General features: G+C 68.2%; 18 protein-coding genes. 17 read left to right on the top strand and 1 reads right to left on the bottom strand.

Going from position 1 to position 20,906, the window contains the following annotated elements; translation table 11 throughout:
• Window positions 1-26: 26 nt before the first annotated feature.
• Complete coding sequence (locus JQX13_RS55335) at window positions 27-2,399, top strand: ATP-binding protein (protein ID WP_203409153.1); 2,373 nt, start codon at window positions 27-29, stop codon at window positions 2,397-2,399.
• A 134-nt stretch (window positions 2,400-2,533) separates the two neighbouring features.
• On the opposite strand, the gene JQX13_RS12040 is transcribed toward JQX13_RS55335, so the two are convergent.
• Window positions 2,534-3,130, bottom strand: a complete 597-nt coding sequence (locus JQX13_RS12040) for a TetR/AcrR family transcriptional regulator (RefSeq protein ID WP_203409152.1) — start codon at window positions 3,128-3,130, stop codon at window positions 2,534-2,536.
• A 100-nt stretch (window positions 3,131-3,230) separates the two neighbouring features.
• On the opposite strand from JQX13_RS12040, the gene JQX13_RS12035 reads away from it, so the two are divergent.
• The 16 genes from JQX13_RS12035 to JQX13_RS11960 all read left to right on the top strand — a co-directional run bounded on the left by JQX13_RS12035 (window position 3,231) and on the right by JQX13_RS11960 (window position 20,906).
• Window positions 3,231-4,331, top strand: coding sequence for a Gfo/Idh/MocA family protein (locus JQX13_RS12035; protein WP_203409151.1), 1,101 nt, complete (start codon window positions 3,231-3,233; stop codon window positions 4,329-4,331).
• A 532-nt stretch (window positions 4,332-4,863) separates the two neighbouring features.
• Entirely contained in the window at window positions 4,864-6,543 is a 1,680-nt protein-coding gene (locus tag JQX13_RS12030; protein WP_239014706.1) for a sigma 54-interacting transcriptional regulator, read from the top strand.
• 18 nt (window positions 6,544-6,561) lie between these two features.
• Window positions 6,562-7,101 carry a latent transforming growth factor beta-binding protein gene (locus JQX13_RS12025; RefSeq protein ID WP_203409149.1) on the top strand — a complete coding sequence of 180 codons (540 nt, stop codon included), beginning with the start codon at window positions 6,562-6,564 and terminating at the stop codon, window positions 7,099-7,101.
• A gap of 38 nt (window positions 7,102-7,139) precedes the next feature.
• Window positions 7,140-8,966, top strand: a complete 1,827-nt coding sequence (locus JQX13_RS12020; protein ID WP_203409148.1) for a serine/threonine-protein kinase — start codon at window positions 7,140-7,142, stop codon at window positions 8,964-8,966.
• Window positions 8,963-9,739, top strand: a complete 777-nt coding sequence (locus JQX13_RS12015; protein WP_239014705.1) for a hypothetical protein — start codon at window positions 8,963-8,965, stop codon at window positions 9,737-9,739. Before JQX13_RS12020 ends, JQX13_RS12015 begins: the two co-directional genes overlap by 4 nt.
• Before the next feature lie 385 nt (window positions 9,740-10,124).
• Window positions 10,125-10,607: a hypothetical protein gene (locus JQX13_RS12010; RefSeq protein ID WP_203409147.1), complete on the top strand. Its 483-nt coding sequence runs from the start codon at window positions 10,125-10,127 to the stop codon at window positions 10,605-10,607.
• 321 nt (window positions 10,608-10,928) lie between these two features.
• Window positions 10,929-11,453, top strand: a complete 525-nt coding sequence (locus JQX13_RS53960; RefSeq protein ID WP_239014704.1) for a hypothetical protein — start codon at window positions 10,929-10,931, stop codon at window positions 11,451-11,453.
• On the top strand, window positions 11,450-12,262 hold the full coding sequence (locus JQX13_RS12000; protein WP_203409146.1) for a hypothetical protein: 813 nt from the start codon (window positions 11,450-11,452) through the stop codon (window positions 12,260-12,262). Before JQX13_RS53960 ends, JQX13_RS12000 begins: the two co-directional genes overlap by 4 nt.
• Window positions 12,263-13,321: 1,059 nt before the next feature.
• On the top strand, window positions 13,322-14,242 hold the full coding sequence (locus JQX13_RS11995; protein ID WP_203409145.1) for a DUF6310 domain-containing protein: 921 nt from the start codon (window positions 13,322-13,324) through the stop codon (window positions 14,240-14,242).
• A complete protein-coding gene (locus tag JQX13_RS11990) occupies window positions 14,239-14,994 on the top strand; it encodes a DUF5953 family protein (protein WP_203409144.1) in 756 nt (251 codons plus the stop codon). Before JQX13_RS11995 ends, JQX13_RS11990 begins: the two co-directional genes overlap by 4 nt.
• A 606-nt stretch (window positions 14,995-15,600) precedes the next feature.
• Complete coding sequence (locus JQX13_RS11985) at window positions 15,601-16,080, top strand: HNH endonuclease (RefSeq protein WP_203409143.1); 480 nt, start codon at window positions 15,601-15,603, stop codon at window positions 16,078-16,080.
• Window positions 16,080-16,643: an SMI1/KNR4 family protein gene (locus JQX13_RS11980; RefSeq protein WP_203409142.1), complete on the top strand. Its 564-nt coding sequence runs from the start codon at window positions 16,080-16,082 to the stop codon at window positions 16,641-16,643. The genes JQX13_RS11985 and JQX13_RS11980 overlap by 1 nt, the downstream gene beginning before the upstream one ends.
• A 16-nt stretch (window positions 16,644-16,659) precedes the next feature.
• Complete coding sequence (locus JQX13_RS11975; protein ID WP_239014703.1) at window positions 16,660-17,427, top strand: cell division cycle 123 family protein; 768 nt, start codon at window positions 16,660-16,662, stop codon at window positions 17,425-17,427.
• Window positions 17,428-17,828: 401 nt separating this feature from the next.
• On the top strand, window positions 17,829-18,806 hold the full coding sequence (locus tag JQX13_RS11970; RefSeq protein WP_203409140.1) for a CAP domain-containing protein: 978 nt from the start codon (window positions 17,829-17,831) through the stop codon (window positions 18,804-18,806).
• 233 nt (window positions 18,807-19,039) lie between these two features.
• Window positions 19,040-20,032 (top strand): glutathione S-transferase family protein, encoded by a 993-nt coding sequence (locus JQX13_RS11965; RefSeq protein ID WP_203409139.1) that lies wholly within the window; start codon window positions 19,040-19,042, stop codon window positions 20,030-20,032.
• Window positions 20,033-20,264: 232 nt separating this feature from the next.
• Window positions 20,265-20,906, top strand: coding sequence for a hypothetical protein (locus JQX13_RS11960; protein ID WP_203409138.1), 642 nt, complete (start codon window positions 20,265-20,267; stop codon window positions 20,904-20,906).

Genomic DNA, 20,906 nt, shown 5'->3' with positions numbered 1-20,906 from the left:
ACTCCACTGTCCACCGCGGTCCAGGGATGCGCACTGCTCGGGAAATTCGGAAGGAAATCGAGACACGCTTCGGGTTCTTCCCTCCCTTCTTCGAGCCCGCAGAGAGCGATCCCCAGGTGTTGGAGAACCTGTGGCAGCAGACGATCCATGCCTACCTGCAAAGTCCCCTCCCGGTCCTCTTCCGCGAGAGGCTCTTCGCCTATCTGTCGCGCTACTGCGAGGTGCCCTATTGCCTGGTGTGCCACTCGTGCGCGCTGAGGCCCCTGGGGATGAAGGCCTCGGAGGTGCTGGAGCTGCTGGAGGCCCTTCCGCCCGCGCACGGGGCCATCGATGAGACGCTCGCCCGCATGGAGGCCATGGGAGGGGAACCCGGCGCCTGGCCCGAGTCCGGCTCGGCGCAGGAGGAGGACCTGTTCCGCTGCTGCGTCTTCCTCTTCGTCCAACAGGCCCATGCGGAGCGGTGCCGGGAGCGGGTACGCCGGCTGCTCGGCCCCGTGCTCTACGCGCACCTGACCCTGTTCCTCGCCTACGTGAAGTCGTGTCATCTGTGGGTGGAGGCCCATCCGGAGCTGTCCTACGAGGCGGACCAGCGCGCCCGGGAGCACCTGGGCCCCCTGCTCCGGGAGGAGCCCCGGCTGGGGAGCTTCTTCGCCAGCTACGGCGAGCGGGTGCGCGGCGAGCGGGAGCAGCGCGAGCGTCAACTGCTCGAGGCGGCGGAGGCGGGCCACCGCGCGGAGGTCCTCTCGGAGACCCTGCGCCGGCAGGCCCACGCGCTGCGGGAGAGCGAGACGCATCTGCGGCTCGCGTTGGATTCGGCCGAGCTGGGGACCTGGGACCTGGACCCTGGCACGGGCGAGCTGCGCTGGGACGCGCGGTGCAAGGCCCTCTTCGGGCTGCCAGCGGATGCTGCGGTGGATTACGCCGCCTTCACCGCCGCCCTCCACCCGGAGGATCGGCCGCGGGTGGACGCCCTGGTCCAGCAATCGCTCGTGCTCGGCGGTGGCGGGGAGTTCCGCGACGAGTTCCGTGTCCGAAGAGTCTCCGATGGCGTGGAGCGGTGGATTGCTTCTCGAGGCCGTGCCTTCTTCGATGCGCAGGGAAGGGCCGTGAGCCTCCTCGGCACGGTGATGGACGTCACCGAGCGCCGGCGCCTGGAGGACAACCTGCGCTTCCTCGCCCAGGCGAGCGAGATGCTGGCCGCTTCGCTCGACTACGAGAGCACCCTGCGGCGCGTGGCTTCGTTGGCCGTGCCCGTGCTCGCAGACTGGTGCTCGGTGGACATGGTGGAGGAGCAGGGGCGGTTGCGCCGGCTCATCACCTTCCACAGTGATCCGGAGAAGGTGCGTCTGGGCAATGAGATGCACCAGCGCTATCCCCAGGAACAGGAGGATACCTCCGGCCCCCTCTCGGTGCTGCGCACCGGAGAGCCGGTGCTGGCGGAGGAGATCTCCGACGAGATGCTCGCCCGCTATGCGAAGGACGCGGAGCACCTGCGCTACCTGCGCGGGCTGGGGCTGCGCTCCCTGCTCATCGTGCCGCTGCGCTCGCGCGAGCGGGTGCTGGGCACGCTCACGCTCGTGCGCGCCGAGTCCGGCCTTCGGTATGGGCAGGAGGAGCTGCGTCTGGCCGAGGACCTCGCGCGCCGGGCGGCCCTCGCGGTGGACAACGCACTGCTCTACCGCGAGGCGAGGAAGGCCATCGAGCTGCGCGAGGGCTTCCTCCAGGTGGCCGCGCACGAGCTGCGCACGCCCGTCACCTCGCTGAAGCTCAACGCGCAGGTGCTGCTCAACTGCGCGCGCCGGGAGGAGGCCTGGTCCGAGCGGCTCATGGCACGGCTGACGGGGATGGAGCGGGGGGTGGGCCGACTGGGCGTGCTGGTGGACGAGCTGCTCGATGTGTCCCGCATCACCTCGGGCCGGCTGGTGCTGCACCCGGAGGAGATGGACCTGGCCGAGCTCGTCCGGGAGGTGGTGGGGCGCATCCGGCCCGAGGCCGACCGGTCCGGCTGTGAGCTGCGTCTCCAGGTGCCCGGGCCGGTGGTGTCCTGGTGGGACCGGCTGCGCCTGGAGCAGGTGCTGAGCAACCTCCTGTCCAATGCGCTCAAGTACGGAGCGGGCCATCCGGTGGAGGTGTCGCTGCACGTCTCCGGGATGCGGGTCCTCCTCCAGGTGCGCGACGAGGGCATCGGCATCGCTCCCACCCAGCAGGAGCGCATCTTCGAGCGCTTCGAGCGCGCGGTGAGCGACCGGAACTACGGCGGCCTGGGGATGGGGTTGTGGATTTCCCGGGAGATCGTCACCGCCCTGGGGGGCTCCATCCGCGTGGAGAGCACGCCGGGACAGGGGGCCACCTTCACGGTGGAGCTGCCCTGGAGGGAAAACCCGGGCGCGGAAGCCTGACCTCGCCCTCCTTCCTGCTCCTGACTGGCGCTCCTGGCGCACTGCTCCGGAGGCGGGGCGGGCGCGCACCCTATGTCAGGGGCCGGACATCTCAGGAACTCCCCCAGGCGACCTCGGCTGCCTGCTCGGGCGCGCTACTTCGTCCCGGGTGCGCGGACCCGCAGCCCGTCGATGATGACCGTGAGCATCCGCCGTGCGCGGGCCGGCTCCGACGCGGGCTGCTGCCCGGTGAACGCCACCGCCACGGCCAGGGCCTCCAGGTCGTCGTGGTCGATGTCACTCCGGATTTCTCCGGCCGTCTGGGCGCGAGAGAGGAGCGCTGCCCCGGCTTCCTTCACCTGCTCACACGCCGTGGACACACCATGCAGCCCCGCGCGGATGGTGCCGACCATGCCCTGGTACGTGGTGAGGTGCTTGATGAGGACCTTCATCCACGCCACCACGGCGTCCACCGCATCCGGGGTTTCGAGCAGGGCCCGTCCCTTGTCGCGGAGCGCCACCAGTCGCTCCTCCAACGTCGCGACCAGGAGCGCGTCGCGGTCCGGGAAGTGGCGGTAGAGCGTCCCGATACCCACCCCCGCGCGCCGCGCGATGTCGTCGAGCGAGGCGTCCGCGCCGTACTCGGTGAAGGCCTCGTGCGCGGCCACCAGGAGCTGCTCGCGGTTGCGCCGTGCATCCGCGCGCAGCGGTCGCTCTGCTTCCGGGGTGGGTCTTCCTGGAGAACGGGCCATGGCGCGAACCTCGTGTTGCGAAGCGGAGGATGCCTCCGTATATAAACGGAGCAACCCTCCGCTTGTGATGTGTATTTCGCGGTGGGACTCGGGAGGACACATGCGCCGGATTCGGGTGGGAGTCATTGGAGCGAGCACTCGCGGTGGCTGGGCCACGCAGATGCATCTGCCGGCGCTGAAGGCGCTGCCTCGGTACGAGGTCACCGCGGTCAGCACGACGCGGCGGGAGAGCGCCGAGGAGACGGCGCGCCGCTTCGGGGTTCCGCACGCCTTCGACCGGGCGGAGGCGCTCGTGGCCCATCCCGAGGTCGACCTGGTGGTCGTCTCCGTCCGGGGGCCGGACCACGAGCGGCTCGTCCGGGCGGCCGTGGACGCGGGAAAGCACGTCCTCTGCGAGTGGCCCGCCGGCACCTCGACGGCGCAGACGGCCGCGATGCTGGCGCGGGCCGAGGTCGCCGGCGTGCGCCATGTCGTGGGGCTGCAGCGGCGGCTGGCCCCCGGCGTGCGCTACCTGAAGGACCTGGTCGCCGACGGCTACGTGGGCCGGGTGCGCTCGGCGACGCTGCGCGTGGCCCTTCCATTGATGGGGGCCCGGCGCCCGGCGGCGGCCGCCTATACCGCCGATGCCGCGAACGGGGTGAACGCGCTCACCATCCTCGCGGCGCACTACCTGGACACGCTGCTGGCGGTGGTCGGCGGGATTCGCGACGTGTCCGCCGTCGTGGCCCGGCAGTTCGACCACACGGTCCTCATCGAGAGTGGCGAGGCCGTGCCGGTGACGTCACCCGACCAGGTCCTGCTCAGCGGGACGCTTCGGAATGGGGCGGTGCTCTCCGCCCACTTCGAGGCAGGGAAGCGCAGTGGTGGGGACATCGGCATCACCCTCACCGGCACGGAGGGAGACCTGGTCCTGCGCGGGGACCTGACTGTGGCGGGGACGCGAGGGGAGGGCACTCCGCTGGAGACGCTGCCCACGCCCGAGCGCTACCTGTGGCTCCCGGAGTCGGGGCTGAGCGGGGAGGCCCTGGAGGTCGCGCACCTGTATGCCGCGTTCGCTCGCGACCTCACCGAGGGCACCCGGCTCGCGCCGACCTTCCATGACGCCCTCGAGCTGCACCGGCTGCTCGACACCCTCGTGGAGGCTTCGGAGGCGGGCCGGCGGATGGCCGTGCTCCCCTCGGCGGAGGCTCGGAGCCTGTGACGCAACGCCATGACAGGACGGCTGCCTCCACACCTCACGCAGGCGGACACGTCGATGTCGAACGTCCTCCTGCGCAGCTCGGCCTGGTCCACTCGCGCCCTCCTCTCCTTCAGCGGCTCCTTGCTGGCCGCTGCCTGGGGCGCCTCGTTCGCCTCCTCCACTCCTGCTTGGGGGAGCGCAGCAGCTTGAACTTGCGCACCCGCTCCCGCAGGTCCTCTTTCGAGGCGATGCCAGGCGGTCTTTGCCGCCCGTCTGCCTTGGGGATGTACGTTCTGCGCGAAGGCCCGCTCGATACGCTGCGGTCTTCGTCCGTCGAGCAGGAGAAGGACGTCCTGGGAAGGTCGATGCAGTGCACGGAGGAAAGGGCCCCCACCATCACGGACAGCAAAGGCCTCCAGCGCCACGCACGCGTGTTCGTTGCCACTCCGGTTCCCTATCGGGATTCGCGGCGGGACCATACCATCTCCCTCCGCCCATGCCGCACGTGCTCGCCCTGCCCGATGGCCGTCATGTAGTCCTGGAGAAACCCGTGGTGTCCGTGGGCTCCGATGCCGCGTGTGACGTCGTCCTCCAGGCGCCAGGCGTGAAGCCCAGCCATGCGCTGCTCTTCCAGGACGCGCGGGGCTGGACGGTGTCCGCCGCGGCCAGGGGCTGCGAGGTGCGCGTGCGCAACAAGCGCGTGGAAGTGGCGCCGCTCGCTCCGGGAGAGTCCTTCTCCGTGGGACGCATCTCCCTCACCCTGCTCTCCTCCGAAGCGGCCCGGCCGGTCGTGGACTCCGCGCCGGAGGCGGCACCGGCGGGACGGCTGTTGGCGGTGTTGACGGGCTTCGCCTCGCGGCTGATGGTGCAGCGGCCCCCCGTGGAGCTCCTGGACGTGGCCATGCGCGGGCTCGCGGAGGTGGCGGACGCGGACGTGGGCTTCCTCGTGTCGGTGGAGGGGCCGCGGCGCCACGTCATATGTTCCACCGGGCCGGTGCCAGAGGCGGCGGTCGTGGACAGCCTGGTGGATCAGGTGGTGGCCTCGGGCGCTCCCGTGCTCGTGGCGGACGTGGCCGCGGACGCGGCGCTGGCCGGGGCGCCCAGTGTCGTGGCCCTGCGCCTCACCTCCGCCCTGGTGCTGCCCCTGCGCGGGGGAACGGCGCCGCTGTCCATCGTGTACCTCGGACGGCGTGGGGGCCGCCCGCCGTTCTCCCCGCGGGAGCTGGAAGAGGCCATGGCCCTGTCCTCGCTCGCGGCGTTGCTGCTGGCCACCTCGCGCGAGTTGATGGAGCTGCGCACGCGGGTGGACAGCCTCACCCAGCGCATCGAAGCGGCCACCTTCGAGGGGCTCATCGGCGAGTCACACGCGATGCGCGCGATGTACCGGCTGGTGGAGCGGCTGGCGCCCACCTCGCTCCACGTGCTCATCCAGGGCGAGACGGGCACGGGCAAGGAGGAGGTGGCGCGGGCGCTGCACCGGCGCAGTGGAAGGCGCGGGCGGCTGGTGGCCATCAACTGCGCGGCCCTGCCCGAGTCGCTCATCGAGCGGGAGCTGTTCGGCCACGTGAAGGGTGCCTTCTCGGGGGCGGGGACGGATCGGCCCGGGCTGGTGGAGGCCGCGGACGGGGGCACGCTCTTCCTGGATGAGGTGGGCGACATGCCGCTGTCGCTCCAGTCCCGCCTGTTGCGCGTGGTGCAGGAGCGCGAGGTGACGCGGCTGGGGGAGAACCATCCACGCAAGGTGGACATGCGCGTGGTGGCCGCCACGCACCGGCCCCTGAAGGCGCTGGTGGAGGAGGGCCGCTTCCGAGGGGATCTGCTCTTCCGCCTGGACGAGGTCCGCGTGGAGGTGCCGCCCCTGCGCGAGCGCGGGGACGACGTGCTGCTCATCGCCCACCACGTGCTGAGCCGCGAGGCCCGGCGCGCGCGGGGCTTCACCCAGAAGGCCACCGGGGCCCTGCGCGGCCATCCCTTTCCGGGCAACGTGCGCGAGCTGGTGTCGCGGGTGCGGCGCGCGGCGATCCTCGCCCCGGGAGAGCTCATCGGCCCCGAGGACCTGGAGCTGGGGGCGGACGCGGCGCCGCTGGTGCCGCTGGAGGAGGCGCGCGAGGCCTTCGTGCAGCGCTACGTGCGCGAGGCCATCGCCCGGAGCGGCGGCAGCAAGAAGGACGCGGCGCAGGCGCTCGGGATCGGGCTGCGCTCCATCTTCCGCTACCTGGGCGAGGAGCCCTGAATGTATTCCCGTGCATCCATGTCCCGACCCGTCCGACTCCTCGCGCCGCTCGCCCTGGTGACCGTGCTGGGCTGCCCTCTCGACATCGACGTCCGGGAGCCGGACACCGTCACCGACGCGGGACCGTGGGCGTGCGTGAAGGACCAGGACTGTCCGGACGGACAGCGCTGCGATGACGCCAGCGAGGACAACCATTGTGAGAAGGGCCCCCGGGTCACCCAGCCGTGTGGAGGCTATGGCACGTGCTCCTACGGGGTCTTCTGCGACGAGGGCCGTTGTGAGGAGGGCTGCCTGGGGATCCCCTGCCGGCTCGGCTACCAGTGCGCTCCGGATTTTGAATGCGTCGAGGCATGCACCGAGGGGCCTCCCTCGAACCTGGGGGCCTGGTGCAAAAGCTCCACCGAGTGCGGCCGCTGTGGCTTCTGCGTGGCCCTGGGGGGCGGAGAGAAACAATGCCATCAACCCTGCACCGCCGACGCGCAGTGCCCTGAAGGCGCACCGGGGACGTGTGTGTTGGTGGCGCCGGGGAAATCGGCGCGCGTCTGCCGGCCGGGGTGATTGCCCGGGTGGAAGGGGCTTTCTAGAATGGGCACGGAATGACGGACGAATTGCTGGCCGGCCGCTACCAGTTGGAGCAGGAGCTGGGGCGAGGCGGCATGGCCACGGTCTTCCTGGCCCGGGACACCCGGCTGGCGCGCCGGGTGGCGGTGAAGGTGATGCATCCGGGCGAGGATGGGCGCCGCGCCGAGCGCTTCCGCCGGGAGGCCGAGCTGGCGGCCTCCATCAAACACCCCCACGTGCTGGAGGTTCACGACTTCGGTGAGGACGCCCGCCGGGGGCCCTTCCTCGTGTGCGAGTGGGTGCAGGGCGAGGATCTGCGCGCGCTGGCCCACCGGCTCGCGCCCGTGCCGCCCGTGGTGGCGGCGGTGCTGGGCTGGACGCTGGCGCGGGCGCTGGGGGAGGCGCACGCGCACGGTGTGGTGCACCGGGACGTGAAGCCGGAGAACGTGCTCCTGTCGCGGAGCGGGACGTTGAAGCTGGCGGACTTCGGCCTCGCCGCGTTGGCGGACGACGAGCGGCTGACGAGCACCGGCACCGTCACGGGTTCGCTCGCGTACATGGCACCCGAGCGGCTGGATACGGGGGCCTTCTCCCCGGCCTCGGACGTCTACGCGGTGGGTGTGCTCCTCTTCGAGCTGGTCGCCGGGACGACGCCGCACGCGGGCAAGGGGAGCGGGCACCTGGTGACCGCGGTGATGACGCGGGACGCGCCACGGCTCGATGAGGTGGTGCCCGGCACGCCCGAGCCGCTGGCTGAACTGGTGGCCCGATGCCTCGCCCGGGACGCGCGCGCCCGGCCACGGAATGGCGCGGAGCTGGCTTCGCTCCTGGAGGGGGTGGTGGGACGCCTCGCCGGACCTCCCGCCGAGGTCTCCCGTGGCTTCTTCCAGGAGCCGGAGGCCGGATGCGCGAAGTGGCGCGAGGTCCACTTCCAACGGTTGCTGGAGGAGGGGGGGGCGCTGCTCTCCAAGGGGGAGGGAGCCCGGGCGGCGAAGCTGCTCAACGCGGCCCTGTCGCTCCGTCCGGACTCCGCCGAGGTGCGCGAGTTGCTGCGCGCGCGACCGCCCGTGCGCCGCTCGAGGGCCCTCGTGGGCGGCGCCGTGCTGGCGTGCCTTCTCGTGGCCCTGGGCGTCTGGGTCTGGGCGCGACACCCGGGAGCGCCAGAGGCCGTGGTGACGGCCCCGGTCCTTCCGGCGACCTCACCTCCTCCGGAGCCCGTTGCGGCGCCGGTTCAAGAACCTGCCCCGGAGCTGGTTCGGGAGCAGGAGGCGACCGCGCCCGTGGACTCGGAGCCGGTCCCTCGTGCCACGCGGACGCGGACGCCTCGCCCGGTGCCGTCGAAGAAGAGGACGGAGCCCCCGGCCGTCCACCCCGTGGAGCCACTCCGGGTGGAGGCGCCTCCTGTCGCCGTCGCTGAAACGCCCTCGCCAAAGTCGCAGGAGCCCGCGACGTTGCAGGTGGTGACGCGACCCTGGGCCGAGGTGTTCGTGGACGGGCAGAGCCGGGGCTATACGCCCCGCGTGCGAGAGCTGCGCCTGTCGCCGGGCACGCACCGGCTGCGCTTCGACAATCCGTTGTGTGACCCGATCGAGGAGATCCTCCAGGTGTCCCCGGGCGAGTCGGTGTCGCGCGAGCTCACCCTGCGGGTGCGCAAGGCCGAGGTGCGCATCGTCGCGCCCGTGGGAGCTCTCATCCTCGTCGATGGGACCGAGCTGGGTGTGGCGCCACTGCCGGGGCCGGTGACGGTGGAGCACGGCGGGCATGTGTTCTCGGCGCGGGTTCCAGGCGGAGGCTTCCTGCGACGCGAAGTGAACGTGGTGGCGGGAGCGCGGACCGAGGTGGTGTTGAGGTCCTCGCCATGATGGCGCTCGTGATGGCCGTGCTGCTGTCCTCCTTCCCGGAGCTGGAGCCCGCTCGCGAGGCGTACCAGGCCGGGGAACTGGCCAAGGCTCGTACCGAGCTGGAATCGCTCCTCTACCCGTTGCGGTTGAGCGACGCCGCACGGGAAGCCGAGGCCCACCTGCTGCTGGCCGCTACGTACCACGCCGAGGAAGACCCGGGCCGGGCGGAGCGCGAGGTCGTGGAGGGACTGGCGGCGAGCCCCGGTGCGAAGCTGGATCCACTGCTGTACCCGCCGGACTTCGTCGCCTTCGTGGAGCGGGTGCGCACCCAGCGCGCCGCGAGCATCTCCGAGCGGGCCGAGCAGCGCCGCCGTCCCGTGCTCATCCCTCCGGAGCGTCCCGAGCCCGTGCGGGTGGAGTGGGTGTCGCGACCACGGCCCCCCGCGCCCTCGAGGGGTTGGTACCTGATGCCCTTTGGCGTGGGTCATTTCGTGCACCAGCGGGAGACGAAAGGCACCGTGATGGCGGTGACGCAGGGGAGTGCCTTCGTCGTGTCCGCGGCCTCGCTCGGCACGGCGCTGGCGCTGCGTGGCTCCGACGGCAAATACACCGCCGAGGACGCGGCCACGGCCCGGGTGCTCAACGTCTCCTACCTGGTGGGGGCGTACGCCTTCGCGGCGCTCTATGCCTATGGCGTGCTGGACGGGCTCGTCTTCACGCCCGAGGAGCGCGCGCCGCGGAGCTCCTCCGGGGGTGGTTCCAGCGGCCACCCTCCAGCTCAGAAGGGGAGGTAGTAGTAGACGAGCGCTGGAAGCGAGTGTTGGCCAGTGGTCCCGGGGGGTTGGGGACCGGAGCGCTCCGGGAGGCGCCGGGCGGCCTGGAGGAACGTGCCAGGGTTGGCACGCGCGGGACTTCCCCGCGGACGCGCTTGTCATGGGCCTCCTGCCCTCATCTACCGGGTGTAGAGCGACAGCGGAAACGAACCCCCTCGCGCCACCAACGCTGACCCCCTGGGTCCAGCGCGCAGCCCATCCACCTCCGGCTGCTTCTACCCGGGCCCGCCGATTACCCTGAGCGCTCACCCACCGGCCCCGCTCACCCTCAAGCGCGGGCTGGACTTTTGTTCAGGCAGCGGATACTTCCTTGGCGAATGGCAACCTGCGGGGATGAGGAACGCCCATGAGCGCCGAGCGCACGCCTGCCGAGCCCGAAGTCATGGAGCCCACGTTCTGGCGGAAGAACGGCTGGGCGGCCAGGGTCATCAAGAACGAGGAGGACGACGGCTGGGCCGTGGAGATCCGCAAGCAGGGGCTCTCCGAGCCCGTCCTCATCAGCCCGTGGGTGATGGGCCGCGACAAGAAGAACCCCAAGCCCTTCGATGCGGCGGCGTTCGCCACCTTCGTGAAGACGGCCTCGGAGGTCCTTGATCGCTCCGCGCGACAGCGCGACCAGGCCCTGACCCGGAAGCTCTCCATCGCCTGGGAGGGCCGCTGGTACGAGGTTCGGCTCGAGATCGTGGCCGATGAGTATGAGCCCCACGCGCTGCTCTCGGCCATCGACGACGCTGGCGCGACCGTCGCGAAGCATCACGTGCCCGTGACCTTCAAGTTCACCCGGGACATCGCCAACGAGTGGGTGCGCGGCGGATTCTGCGAGCCCTGAGCGGGCTCCCTGACGGCACCCGACGGGGTGCTCGCCCTAGGGCTGGCCGGGGGAAGGGTTGCGCTCGAGGAGGTTGGGGGCCACGCCGGGACAGGGGGCCACCTTCACGGTGGAACTGCCCTGGAGGGTAGTGCCGGGCCCCCGGTGAGGGGACGAACGGGCTCGCTCCCGTCCTACCCGCGCACGAGCTCCCAGCCGAAGTGGCTGCCGGGGAAGAGAGCCCTGAAAGGGGACCGATGTAGAATCGGGTATGGAGCTTCCCGTCGCGGTCAAGGCGCTGAGCAAGCGCTGCAGCTCGGAATCACGGTGTACGAGGCCGTCATGACTGAGGGCTTCGACACCAAGGAACTCGCCAGCCTTCCCGCGTTGACCGACTTCCTGGGGGAACTCAAAGCTGGCGAGCGCGCACCGGACCTGGAGGCGCTGCACCTCGGCGTCATCACGCGCTGCTTCGGACAGGCACTCGGACGCCACTGGGCATTCAACTGTCTTGCAAGCACCAGAATCCTCCAAGTCGACAAGTATGTATACGATTCAAGTCAATATGGTCAGTGGAGGACCGGGAAGAAGCGGTACTGCCCGGAGGCATGCATGAAGCAACTCGCCATGTGCCTCGCACAGGCGGAGGTCAGTCCTGTGCGCTTCGAAGCCATGGACACAGCGATTGATTGGGTCAAGCGGCATCGAACCAAGATCCTGGCTGGTACGGTCATCGTCATTGCCGGCGTCGCCTTCATTGCTGTAGTCGGAGCTTCAGGTGGGGCTGCGCTCGTCTTCGTACCGGTCGTGTTGGTGGCTTCCTCGGGCAACCCCTCGGGGTTCGAGCTGATGCTGGAGACACTGTGACGATCGCCCAACTGCTCTCCGCATCGGAAGCACGGGTTGCCGACCAGTGGCAGAAGCTCCAGCCGCCCGGCGACTCCCAGGCATACCGTCTCCTGAGAGAGGCAGGCTTCTTCATCTGGCGAACAGGCCAGCTCTATCGCTTCGAGGACTATCTCGCACGCCCCTCGGCGGACCGTGCTGTCGATGTGAGAACCTCCTGGCGTGGCGAGAATGGCGAGGAGGCAAGCGGGGCCTGGCAGACGCTCTCTCGAATCGGCGACACCCTGCGCTCCGCGAAGAAGAAGAAGCTCATCCAGGTCGCCAGGGCTCAGCTCGAATTCATTGCTTCAACAGGCCAATGCGAGGAGTTTCACGACTACTTGAAGACCTTCTACCGCAATCCTCCTCCAGTCGTTGCCCGATTCGAGACGCGCGACGAGGCGGAGACCTGGTTGAGGAACCTCCCCGAGCCGCCCAGCAGCGCATATATCCTGGTAGGGAATGACTATCTGGAGGTCTTCTATTCTCGTGAGAGGGACGTGCGTGCCCTCCGACGTGATTACGCACTGGAACGATTCATCGAGGCCGTCACGTCACGCGGGTTGCCTGCCTCGGTGGCCTCGTTCGACACCCTCGCAGAGGCAGCGGTCTGGTGGAAGGGTCACCCTGTTCCGCCCCTGTCGGTCTTCGTGCAGATCGCGGGCGAGCACCATCTCGCGCTGTATCACAAGAAAATCGATTACCGCTCGCTGCACCCCATCTCCATCTTGGAAGGCTGGCGGAGGGAGCAGGAGAGAATCGCAGCGCAGGAGAAGGCGCGGAGCAGGTGATTGTCCATTCCGGAAGCTGAACCTTTCAGGCATGCCCCAACGGCTGCGGGCTACGCTTGAAGTGTTCGGGCCGGGTATGCGGGTGCTGTGCACGCACGACCCGTGCCCCAAGACAGGCGTGTCCGGTGCGCGCTCGTTGCGTGACTTGAGTCCCGCGTTTGGCAAGCGCTACTCGCGACTCTGCCCGCTGGACGTCTTCGCCTGTGCCAGGTGTGGGGGCAGGCCCGGCTCAGAGCGGCGGGCAACTTCTACTGGAAGCGGCGGGAATCGAAGCCGCGCCGGGCGGTGCGAAACTCCCAGCAGAATCGCGCCCTTACCTCGCAACCGCCCGGAATGCTTGGGAGTCGATATCCCGCCGCGTCCCCTCCTGTCCCGCCCCACTCCGGCCCATTCCGCAGGCTCACGCGACATAGACGCAACATGGCGGGGGCTTGCCCACCTCCCGCGGCTAGAGACAGACATCCCGGGCTGTGTGGCTCGCCGCTCCCGTGGCCGTCCTGAACGTGCAGCTCGCTCCCGCTGCTGGGTTCCTGTGCCGGAGCCGCTGCGGCAGGGGGCATCGGCTCTAACTACTGCGAGGGCTCAACCAGGGCGATACCGCTGGGGCCGGTCGAGGCGCGAGCGGCCTAGATACCCGACATCCCTCCAGTCACGGGCAAGCGGTCCCTCTCCCGGCACTCACTGCGAGCGCGCGCCCACTGGCATGGCTAGCTCCCTGGGAGCCATCCATAGGACCGAGCAGCCGCTGCCCTGCTCATCCCCTCGACCAACCCGACCCGCAGCAGCCGCCCCCCTGAAGCACTCTAACGCGTCACAGGTTCGCGTCTCACCGTCCCGTCGGCCGGGGGAGGCAGGGCGTGCACGCTCGCGCAGGGCCTGTACCATGCCCAGCATGGGCTGCGCGCTGCGTTGGTGCCTCACCATGGCCCCGAGCTGCTGCTGCACCCTGGCCCCCTGCCGCTCCCCTCGCGGGCGTTCGTGGCTGTCGGGGCGCGCTGTCATACTCCGGGCGGCCCCGCCAGGACCCGCCAAGTCCTAGCTCCAATGGAAGACCAGACCATGCGTTTCCGAGCGTGCATCGCACTTCTGCTCTATGTCTCAGCCTGCGCTACGTCAGCGCCCACCCCATCACAACCAGCGGCCCGGGACCCGAGGCTCGCCAACCTCCAGCGAGCGGCGATGCTGCCCTGGACGGACGGGGGGGCTTGCGCCGTCCGCGAAGCTTCTGAGCCCTGGCCCGTGCTGGCGGAGAGGTGCTACCACGCTCTGGACCATGAAAGGGTTCGGTTTCGGGACATCACGGGCAAATGCGCCGTCGCTTCCGCAGGTGCGGCAGTGGGCGTCGGACTCTGTGTCTTGGCGGCGCCGGAGATCATCGTGGGAGCAGTAATCGTCGCGGGCGTGGTGGTGGTGGGATTCGCTATCAAAGAGGCGCTGGATGCGTATGCTCTGGATATGGGGCGCCCCGAGGTAAGGCCCGCGCCTGAAACTCGGCCCATGTCTGAAACAGCGCCTTCCCCGCAGAACCCCTCGCCGAAGACAAGGCCCAAGCCGGAGCCCAAAGGGCCGGATTTACCTCCCATTGGCCCGGTCGAAGTCACGGAGCGAGACCGCCGCTGGTGCGAACCCATCCCGGAACCGCACGCGGGCGAGGATGACGCGCATAACAAGTGCGCCGATCAGTTTCCGCCTAATCGTTATCCCGGAATGGATGTGCTCGTGGGCGGTGTGAGCTTCGATGCACTGCAAGTCGGCGTGCGTGTGCTGTGGGAAATCAAGACCCATCGGTTTGACACATACCCTGACTTCATCCAAAGGCGGGAGATTGAGAAGGAAATCAAGCAATTGGACAAGCAACGAAAAGCTGCGCGAGACTGCGGATATGACTTCGTCGTTGGGGTTGGCACTGAAGAACACAAAGAAGCACTGGAGTTCCAGGCGCCCGAACTCAAGATCGTCGTAACGGGGTGCAAGCGATGACTACGCGAAAGAAACTCGGCATTATCGTTTATGCGCCTGCACTGGTGGCCAACGACCGACGCACGCTCGCTATTGTCCAGGAGATGGAACGGGCGCTCCCGGGTTTACGCATGGAGTGGGAGGTTTCTGAAGATGGGCGCCTCAACGCATTGCCGCAGCGCGACGCGTGGCTCGTAGAAAGGATTGAGGACGGGGGATTTCCTCTCGTGTGCAGCGGGGACGAGAGTTACCCCGTGACAGTTTGGGGAAGGGGAACATCGGGACTCTTCAGCCCAGGCGGTCAGGCCCAGTTTGAAGTGCATGCAGAGTTGCCGCTGGATGCCGTTGGCCTCTCAGCGGCGGCGGATGTGCTTGAAGCCATGGCAGAGGCCGCGCGTGCGCTGTGGGGGCATGCGACACCGTTCCGCGCGGGGGTGGAGATCGCACGGCAAACAATCGATCCGGTGCATAAGCCAGGGGTTCCTCCCCGGGGGCTGCCCGCCCTCAAGCTCCCAGAGAAAATCCCCACGCCTGAGATTCCGCATCGCCTCGGGTGGCTGAATTACTGGTCGGCCGCTGCCGCACGGGCCATCGGCTTTCCGGACCCCGCCCGCGACGCGGAGCTGCTGTCGCGCTCACGGCGCACCGCGACGGGCGGGTGGGTCGTCCGGCTCACCGATGCGCCGCTCGACCTGGACGACCCCGCTCACCTGGAGGCGCTCAAACGGGCCTACGAGCGCTTCCCGGAGATTGGCGGGCGCGCAGCCCCTTGAGACCTGGCACGGCGGGCCCCGCCTTCTGGCTCACCGGGAACGTGACGCTCCCAAGGGGGACGGTGCGGGGCCCCTGTGCTTCCCACTGCTTGAGGGTACAGGGGCAGCCGAACTGCGCGCGCTCCCCCTTGATGCCCACCACGACGGCACCGGCCCCATTCGCGGGAATGGGCGCCTCTTGCCACCGGGCAAGCTCCACTGGAGAGAACTCCCGAAGTCAGGTCTTCCATCCTACATCTTCGGTCACCGGGGGCTGACCATGCCCCGATGCTCCCTCCGCCGCTCGCTGGTCCGGTAGGCTCCTACCGAAACAGGTTCTTATTACGGCCTGTACTCTGCCAGGATTCGATTTTCTGGCAGAGCCCCCATGGCTTCAGCGACCCCTCCTCTCATCTGGTCCAGGAAGAGGGGGACCGCGTAGGCCTCCAAGGAAGAAGGAGGAGAAACCCAAGTCTCCAGGAAAGGAAGAGGAGCCGCGGAAGCGCCCGGTCAATCTGAGTCGTTGTCTCGATTCGTGTGCCGCTGGTGGCTCGGTCTTCATCAACTTCTGCAACGACATCGAAAAAACCGCGACACGTGCCGTTTGCTTCTCGAAAGCCAATGAGAGTGAGCAGCAGTGTCGGGGATTTTGTTCCAACTACTTCGGAAGAGGAATGCGCCGCGAAGGGGAAGTGGGGCGATGATGTCCAGTTGCCGACCACAGGCTCATGGAATCCACCAAACTCCAAGGGTCATGGCACCTGGACCTCGGAGGATGGCAAGTACTCGGTACAGTACAAGGAAGGCTATCCGGACTTCACCACGGCCACGGGTCCGGTGGGCTCGCCCATCGTCAAGGGCAAGGTCGAGATCGAAATGGACATGGGCGGGAACACCTCGAAAGACTTCACTCAAGCGGACAAGGCCATGCGGGAGCAGCACGGCAGTGACTGGAAACGTCCCGCAGGTTACACATGGCACCACAGTGAAGATGGCACCACGATGGTGTTGGTCCGTAGGGATGTCCATGACAAATCCATCGCGAGAGGAGGCAGCGGCGCTGCTCACTCTGGCGGTGCGAGCATCGCCAAATCTCCGGAGTTCTGATGAAGCCCTGGGAGCAGATGAAGTTCGAGTCCTCGGCCACGCGGCCCGGCCAGCGCTCGCGAATCCAGCAGTTCGAGCAACTCAGTGGAGCCCGCCTGTCGGCCGATCATCACCAGTTCCTGGTGGATGTGAATGGCGGCAGGCCCATCCACCCCACAGCACGCAACCCGGACGAGTACCCCGTGGTCGCGGTGGACTGGCAGGGCCGTCCGCCCAAGGGAACTCTGGATGAAGTGATCGTGGACTACCTGTTCAACGCCGAGGACTGGGTGGGCATCTACGAAGAGGAACGGAGTGAGAGCCTGACGTTGGCCGGCGCCTATCGGGAGTTCGTCCAAGAGGAGCCACGCATTGCACGCGGGTTCATTCCCATTGGTTCCGATCCCGGAGGCAGCCTGTTCCTGCTCGACGTGAGCGGAAAACGGCCTGGCTCCGTCTGGTTCTGGGCCCGCGACTGGTTCGACGCCAGCCACCTGGAGAAGGAGCCCTTCCACAACATCGGGTTCATCGCGCCGACCTTCTCCGACTTCATCTCGAAGATCCGATTCAAGACCCTCGATTAAGTCCGCGCGGACAACGATGAGCTACGTGTCCTGGTCTCGCGCGTACTTCGAGCGCATCCGACCCACGTTCTTGGAGTCCTGGACAAAGGACCTGAGGGCCCTGGCCGTTTCGCAAGTCCACCTTCCACTGACGCTGGTGGAGGCACGAGCGCTCTCGGTGACTCCTCCGCTCTGGAGAGAGCGGCTCGTCGCCTTGGACCCGGAGGGCCTGCATTCAATCGCCGCGAGACTCCAGAAAGTGCTTGAGGGGGCCGAGCAGGGGGTGTTCGTGCGTCTCGGCTCTGGAAGCCCGAAGGACTCGGCGCTCTTCCGTGACCATGGCGGGTGTGCCCGGACCCCGATGATGGCGCTCAAGTTCCTCCAGACATCTCCCCGCACGCGGGCTCATCTATCGCGCTTCCTGGAACTGGGTCATCCCGTCCATCTCTTCGTGCGGCATTGGATGCAAATCCCTCCGTGGCAGGAGTTTCGCTGTTTCATGCATAACCGCCGGTTGGTGGGCATCTCCCAACTCGCCCATTGGGGCGACACGCCCGATTACTCGCTCGCACCCAGGGCGGAGGAAATTGCCCGAACTCTGCGAGATTTCTTCGTCAGGGTGGCGCAAGTCAGTCACCTTGGCAGCGCGGTCTTCGACGTGCTGTGTGACTCCGGAGCGGGTGACGGTGCGTCTGTTGGGGTCTGGCTGCTGGACGCCAACCCCTGGGGTCCGGCAAGTGATGCCTGCTTGTTCGACTGGAGCCAACCCGAGGGCTTCGATGGAAGCTTCCGCTACCTCAAGTGAGGGAGCCGCTCACGTGCGTATTGGCGTCCACGAACAACGCGTGAGAAGGCTCTGGGCCGGGTAGGCCGGGGGGTCCCCGGGACGGGAGCGCGCGGTGTACACCACGCGCCTACCACACCGGGCGGCACCCGTCAGCTGCCCTCCTCGGCCACTCTGCACCAACCCACTACCTCAACCCTCCTCCACCCTTCTGTACGCCTCTGGATTTGGTCCAAATTTGGTCCGACAAGAACCGATTTGGTCCCCTCATGCGAGCCGCGTCTCCTCTTTCGAAGTGGGTTCGACTCAAGGCGGCGGGCAACCTCTATTGGAAGCGGCGGGAATCGAAGCCGCCGCCTGGCACTCCTGATTTCGAATATCCTGACTCCATGCGCCACCTCCCAGGTCTGAGCCCATTGCGAATGTTGTGCCTCGTCGCCGCCGCATTGCAGGCATCCGCCTGCGCGGGGGAAGTCCGGGAAGGCGACGAGGTGGACGGCGGAGTCAACGCGTCCGGAGATGCGGGGCCGGGCTCGGAGACTCCGGATGCGGGGCCCCCCTCCTGCTCGAATATCACCGGCGATCGCTCCACCCAGGTGTGTCTGCGCTGGAAGTGTGACCGCGCGGACCTCTCCGAAGGCACCTGGAGCGGAGCCGTGAACGGGTGCATCGCGGGCGACCTGGGGGCGAGCGCCCGCGCCAACGCGCTGCGGCTCATCAACCTCTACCGTTTTCTCGCCGAGCTGCCCGCGGTGACCACCGATGCGGTGCGCAATCAGAAGGCCCAGGAGTGCGCGCTCATGATGGACGCCAACAACAGCCTGAATCACAGCCCGCCCACCAGCTGGAGTTGCTACTCCTCCGGTGGCGCGGAGGCCGCTGGCAGGAGCAACATCTGCTCGGGCCGGGCCGTGGACTGCATCGACCTGTACATGTCGGACTCCGGCAACGCGACCACGCTCGGCCATCGCCGCTGGTTCCTCTCCAATCAGCTCGGGCCGGTGGGAATTGGAGGAACGACAGGAGGCTCCTGTCACTGGGTCATTGGCGGCAGCGGGAGTGCCAACCGCGCCTGGACCGCCTGGCCACCGCCGGGCCCCGTCCCCCTCGGAGCCATCCACATCCCGGGGAAGACCTCGGTCGATGTCACCGGGTGGTCCGTACAGACCTACGCGTCCAGCTACAACCTCGGGAGCGCGCAGGTCACGGTCACGGACAACGGACAGCCCGCTCCGGTCACCGTGACGCAGTTGCTCGCGAATTATGGCTCCGCCTACGCCATCCGTTTCAACCCACAGGGCTGGACCACACAGGCTGGCCATACCTATGCGGTGACCATCACCGCGCCAGGACTGACCAACCCCATCCGCTACACCGTGCAGCCGGTGAACTGCCCCTAGCTGGCTCCGCTGCGTTCCCTCGAGCGGGAGCGGCGCCGAAGAAGGAGCGGACACCACCAGTTGATGGGGCAGGGCTGGTGCGCAGGAGCGATAGCGCTGGAGGTGCTCGCCCGCCTCCCTGCTTCGGGAGAGGGGACGAGCGGGCTCGCTCCAGTCCTTCCGCAAGCCCAGGAGGTTGTCCTCCGAGCGCGGCATGCGGAGTGTTCACCCATCGGAGGTGAGCTCTCGTGGGAATGTTGGTGGACGGAGAGTGGCGTACGGACTGGTACGCCCCGGACGAGGCCGGACGCTTCGTGCGTCCGCGAACGCGCTTTCATGACAGGGTGTCCGCGAGCGGGGAAGGGCGCTTCCCGGCGGAGGCGGGCCGCTACCATCTCTATGTCTCCTATGCCTGCCCGTGGGCGTCGCGCACGCTCATCATCCGCAAGCTCAAGGGGCTGGAGAAGGCGGTGGGCGTCACCGTGGTGGACCCTCGCATGGGGCGCAACGGGTGGGGCTTCGGGTGCTATCCGCGCTCGGACGAGGACACGCTCAACGGCGCGCGCTACCTGAGGGACCTCTACCTCATGGCGGATCCGCACTACACGGGACGGGTGACGGTGCCCCTCCTGTGGGACACGCGCGAGCGGACGCTCGTCAACAACGAGTCGCGCGAGCTGCTGCGGATGCTGGACACCGAGTTCGACGCCTTCGCCGAGCACCCGGTGACGCTGTGGCCCGAGGCGCTGCGCGAGCGGGTGGACGCGACGATCGACGCGCTCTACGAGCCGGTGAACAACGGCGTGTACAAGGCGGGCTTCGCGACGAGCCAGGGCGCCTACGAGCTGGCGTGCCGTGAGCTGTTCACCGCGCTGGAGCACTGGGAGCGGGTGTTGGAGCGGCAGCGCTACCTGTGCGGCGACGTGCTCACCGAGGCGGACATCTGCTTCTACACGACGCTGGTGCGCTTCGACCTCGTCTATTACTCGCACTTCAAATGCAACCTGGCGCGTCTGCAGGACTTCCACAACCTGTGGAACTACCTGCTCGACCTGTACCAGACGCCCGGCTTCGCCGAGACGACCAACATCGACCACATCAAGGTGCACTACTACTGGAGCCAGGACTCGGTGAACCCCTCGCGCATCGTCCCGATGGGGCCCTACATCGACCTGCTCGCGCAGCACGACAGGGACCGGCTCGGCCCCCGCATGCTGGCCCCCGCCCCCGGCGTCACGCGTCACTGAGCCCGCTCGCTCCCTCCCTCAGGGAGCGTCCTGCTCCTGGCGGACGCAGTGTTGGTTCTCCAACGCTGCGCTCCCGCTTCGTCCAGGACAGGACCTGGCGGTATTGCCGGGATTGCATGTGTTGCTGATTATCTGGCCCTAGGGGAGGGCCGGGTGGGTGAGCCCCGGGGAAGCTCGAGGGCAGGGGGCCTCTCGTCCATTCCGGGTACACGCCCCGTTTGGAATCCACACCATGGTCCGGCACCAAAGCAGACGCACTCCCCGCACGGACACGCGAGTCTCCGGGCTGTTCATCCAACTGCTCACGACCGAGTGGACCACGGAGTCGCGGGGAAGCCCGGGGGCGCAGCGGCACAACGCCACTCCCGCCTCCTGGGTGCTCCCGGACGCATGGAGCGGCGCCGAGGACTCGGCCTTCCTGCTCCACCAGGTGTACTTCTCCGAGCAACGGCGGTTCCTTCCCCGGGATTGGACGGAGGTGCGCAAGGGCAGGTCCTTCGTCGAGGTGGAGGCCTTCTACATCGAGCGCTCGGAGGAGGGCGTCCGGGTGCTGCTCGACCATGGCCAGATGGGAACGCCCGGACGGCTCGAGTGGAGCGGTCCGTCCCGGGGCGAGCGTCACGAGGAGCTGTTCCGGCTGAGCCCCGGAGAGTGGGGACGCGGCGTCTACGACGAGCGCATCCCGTATTGGGAGACGGGGCACTGGGGCTACTGCAAGCACGTGCTCAACGTGGGCCTGCTGCGCGATGCACCGAGGGATGTGTTCGTTCGCACCGCGCCGAAGGCCGAGGTCATCCGGCAGTTCGTGTCCCGGCGGCGCGGGCCCGTGGCTCCGGGGGCGCATGGCCTCCGCGAGTCCTCCGTGGCTCCGTGA

It is taken from the genome of Archangium violaceum (assembly GCF_016859125.1).
GTDB classification, from domain to species: domain Bacteria; phylum Myxococcota; class Myxococcia; order Myxococcales; family Myxococcaceae; genus Archangium; species Archangium violaceum_A.
The sequence above is the reverse complement of the archived record's forward strand: the minus strand, read 5'-3'. Positions and strand labels throughout refer to the sequence as shown.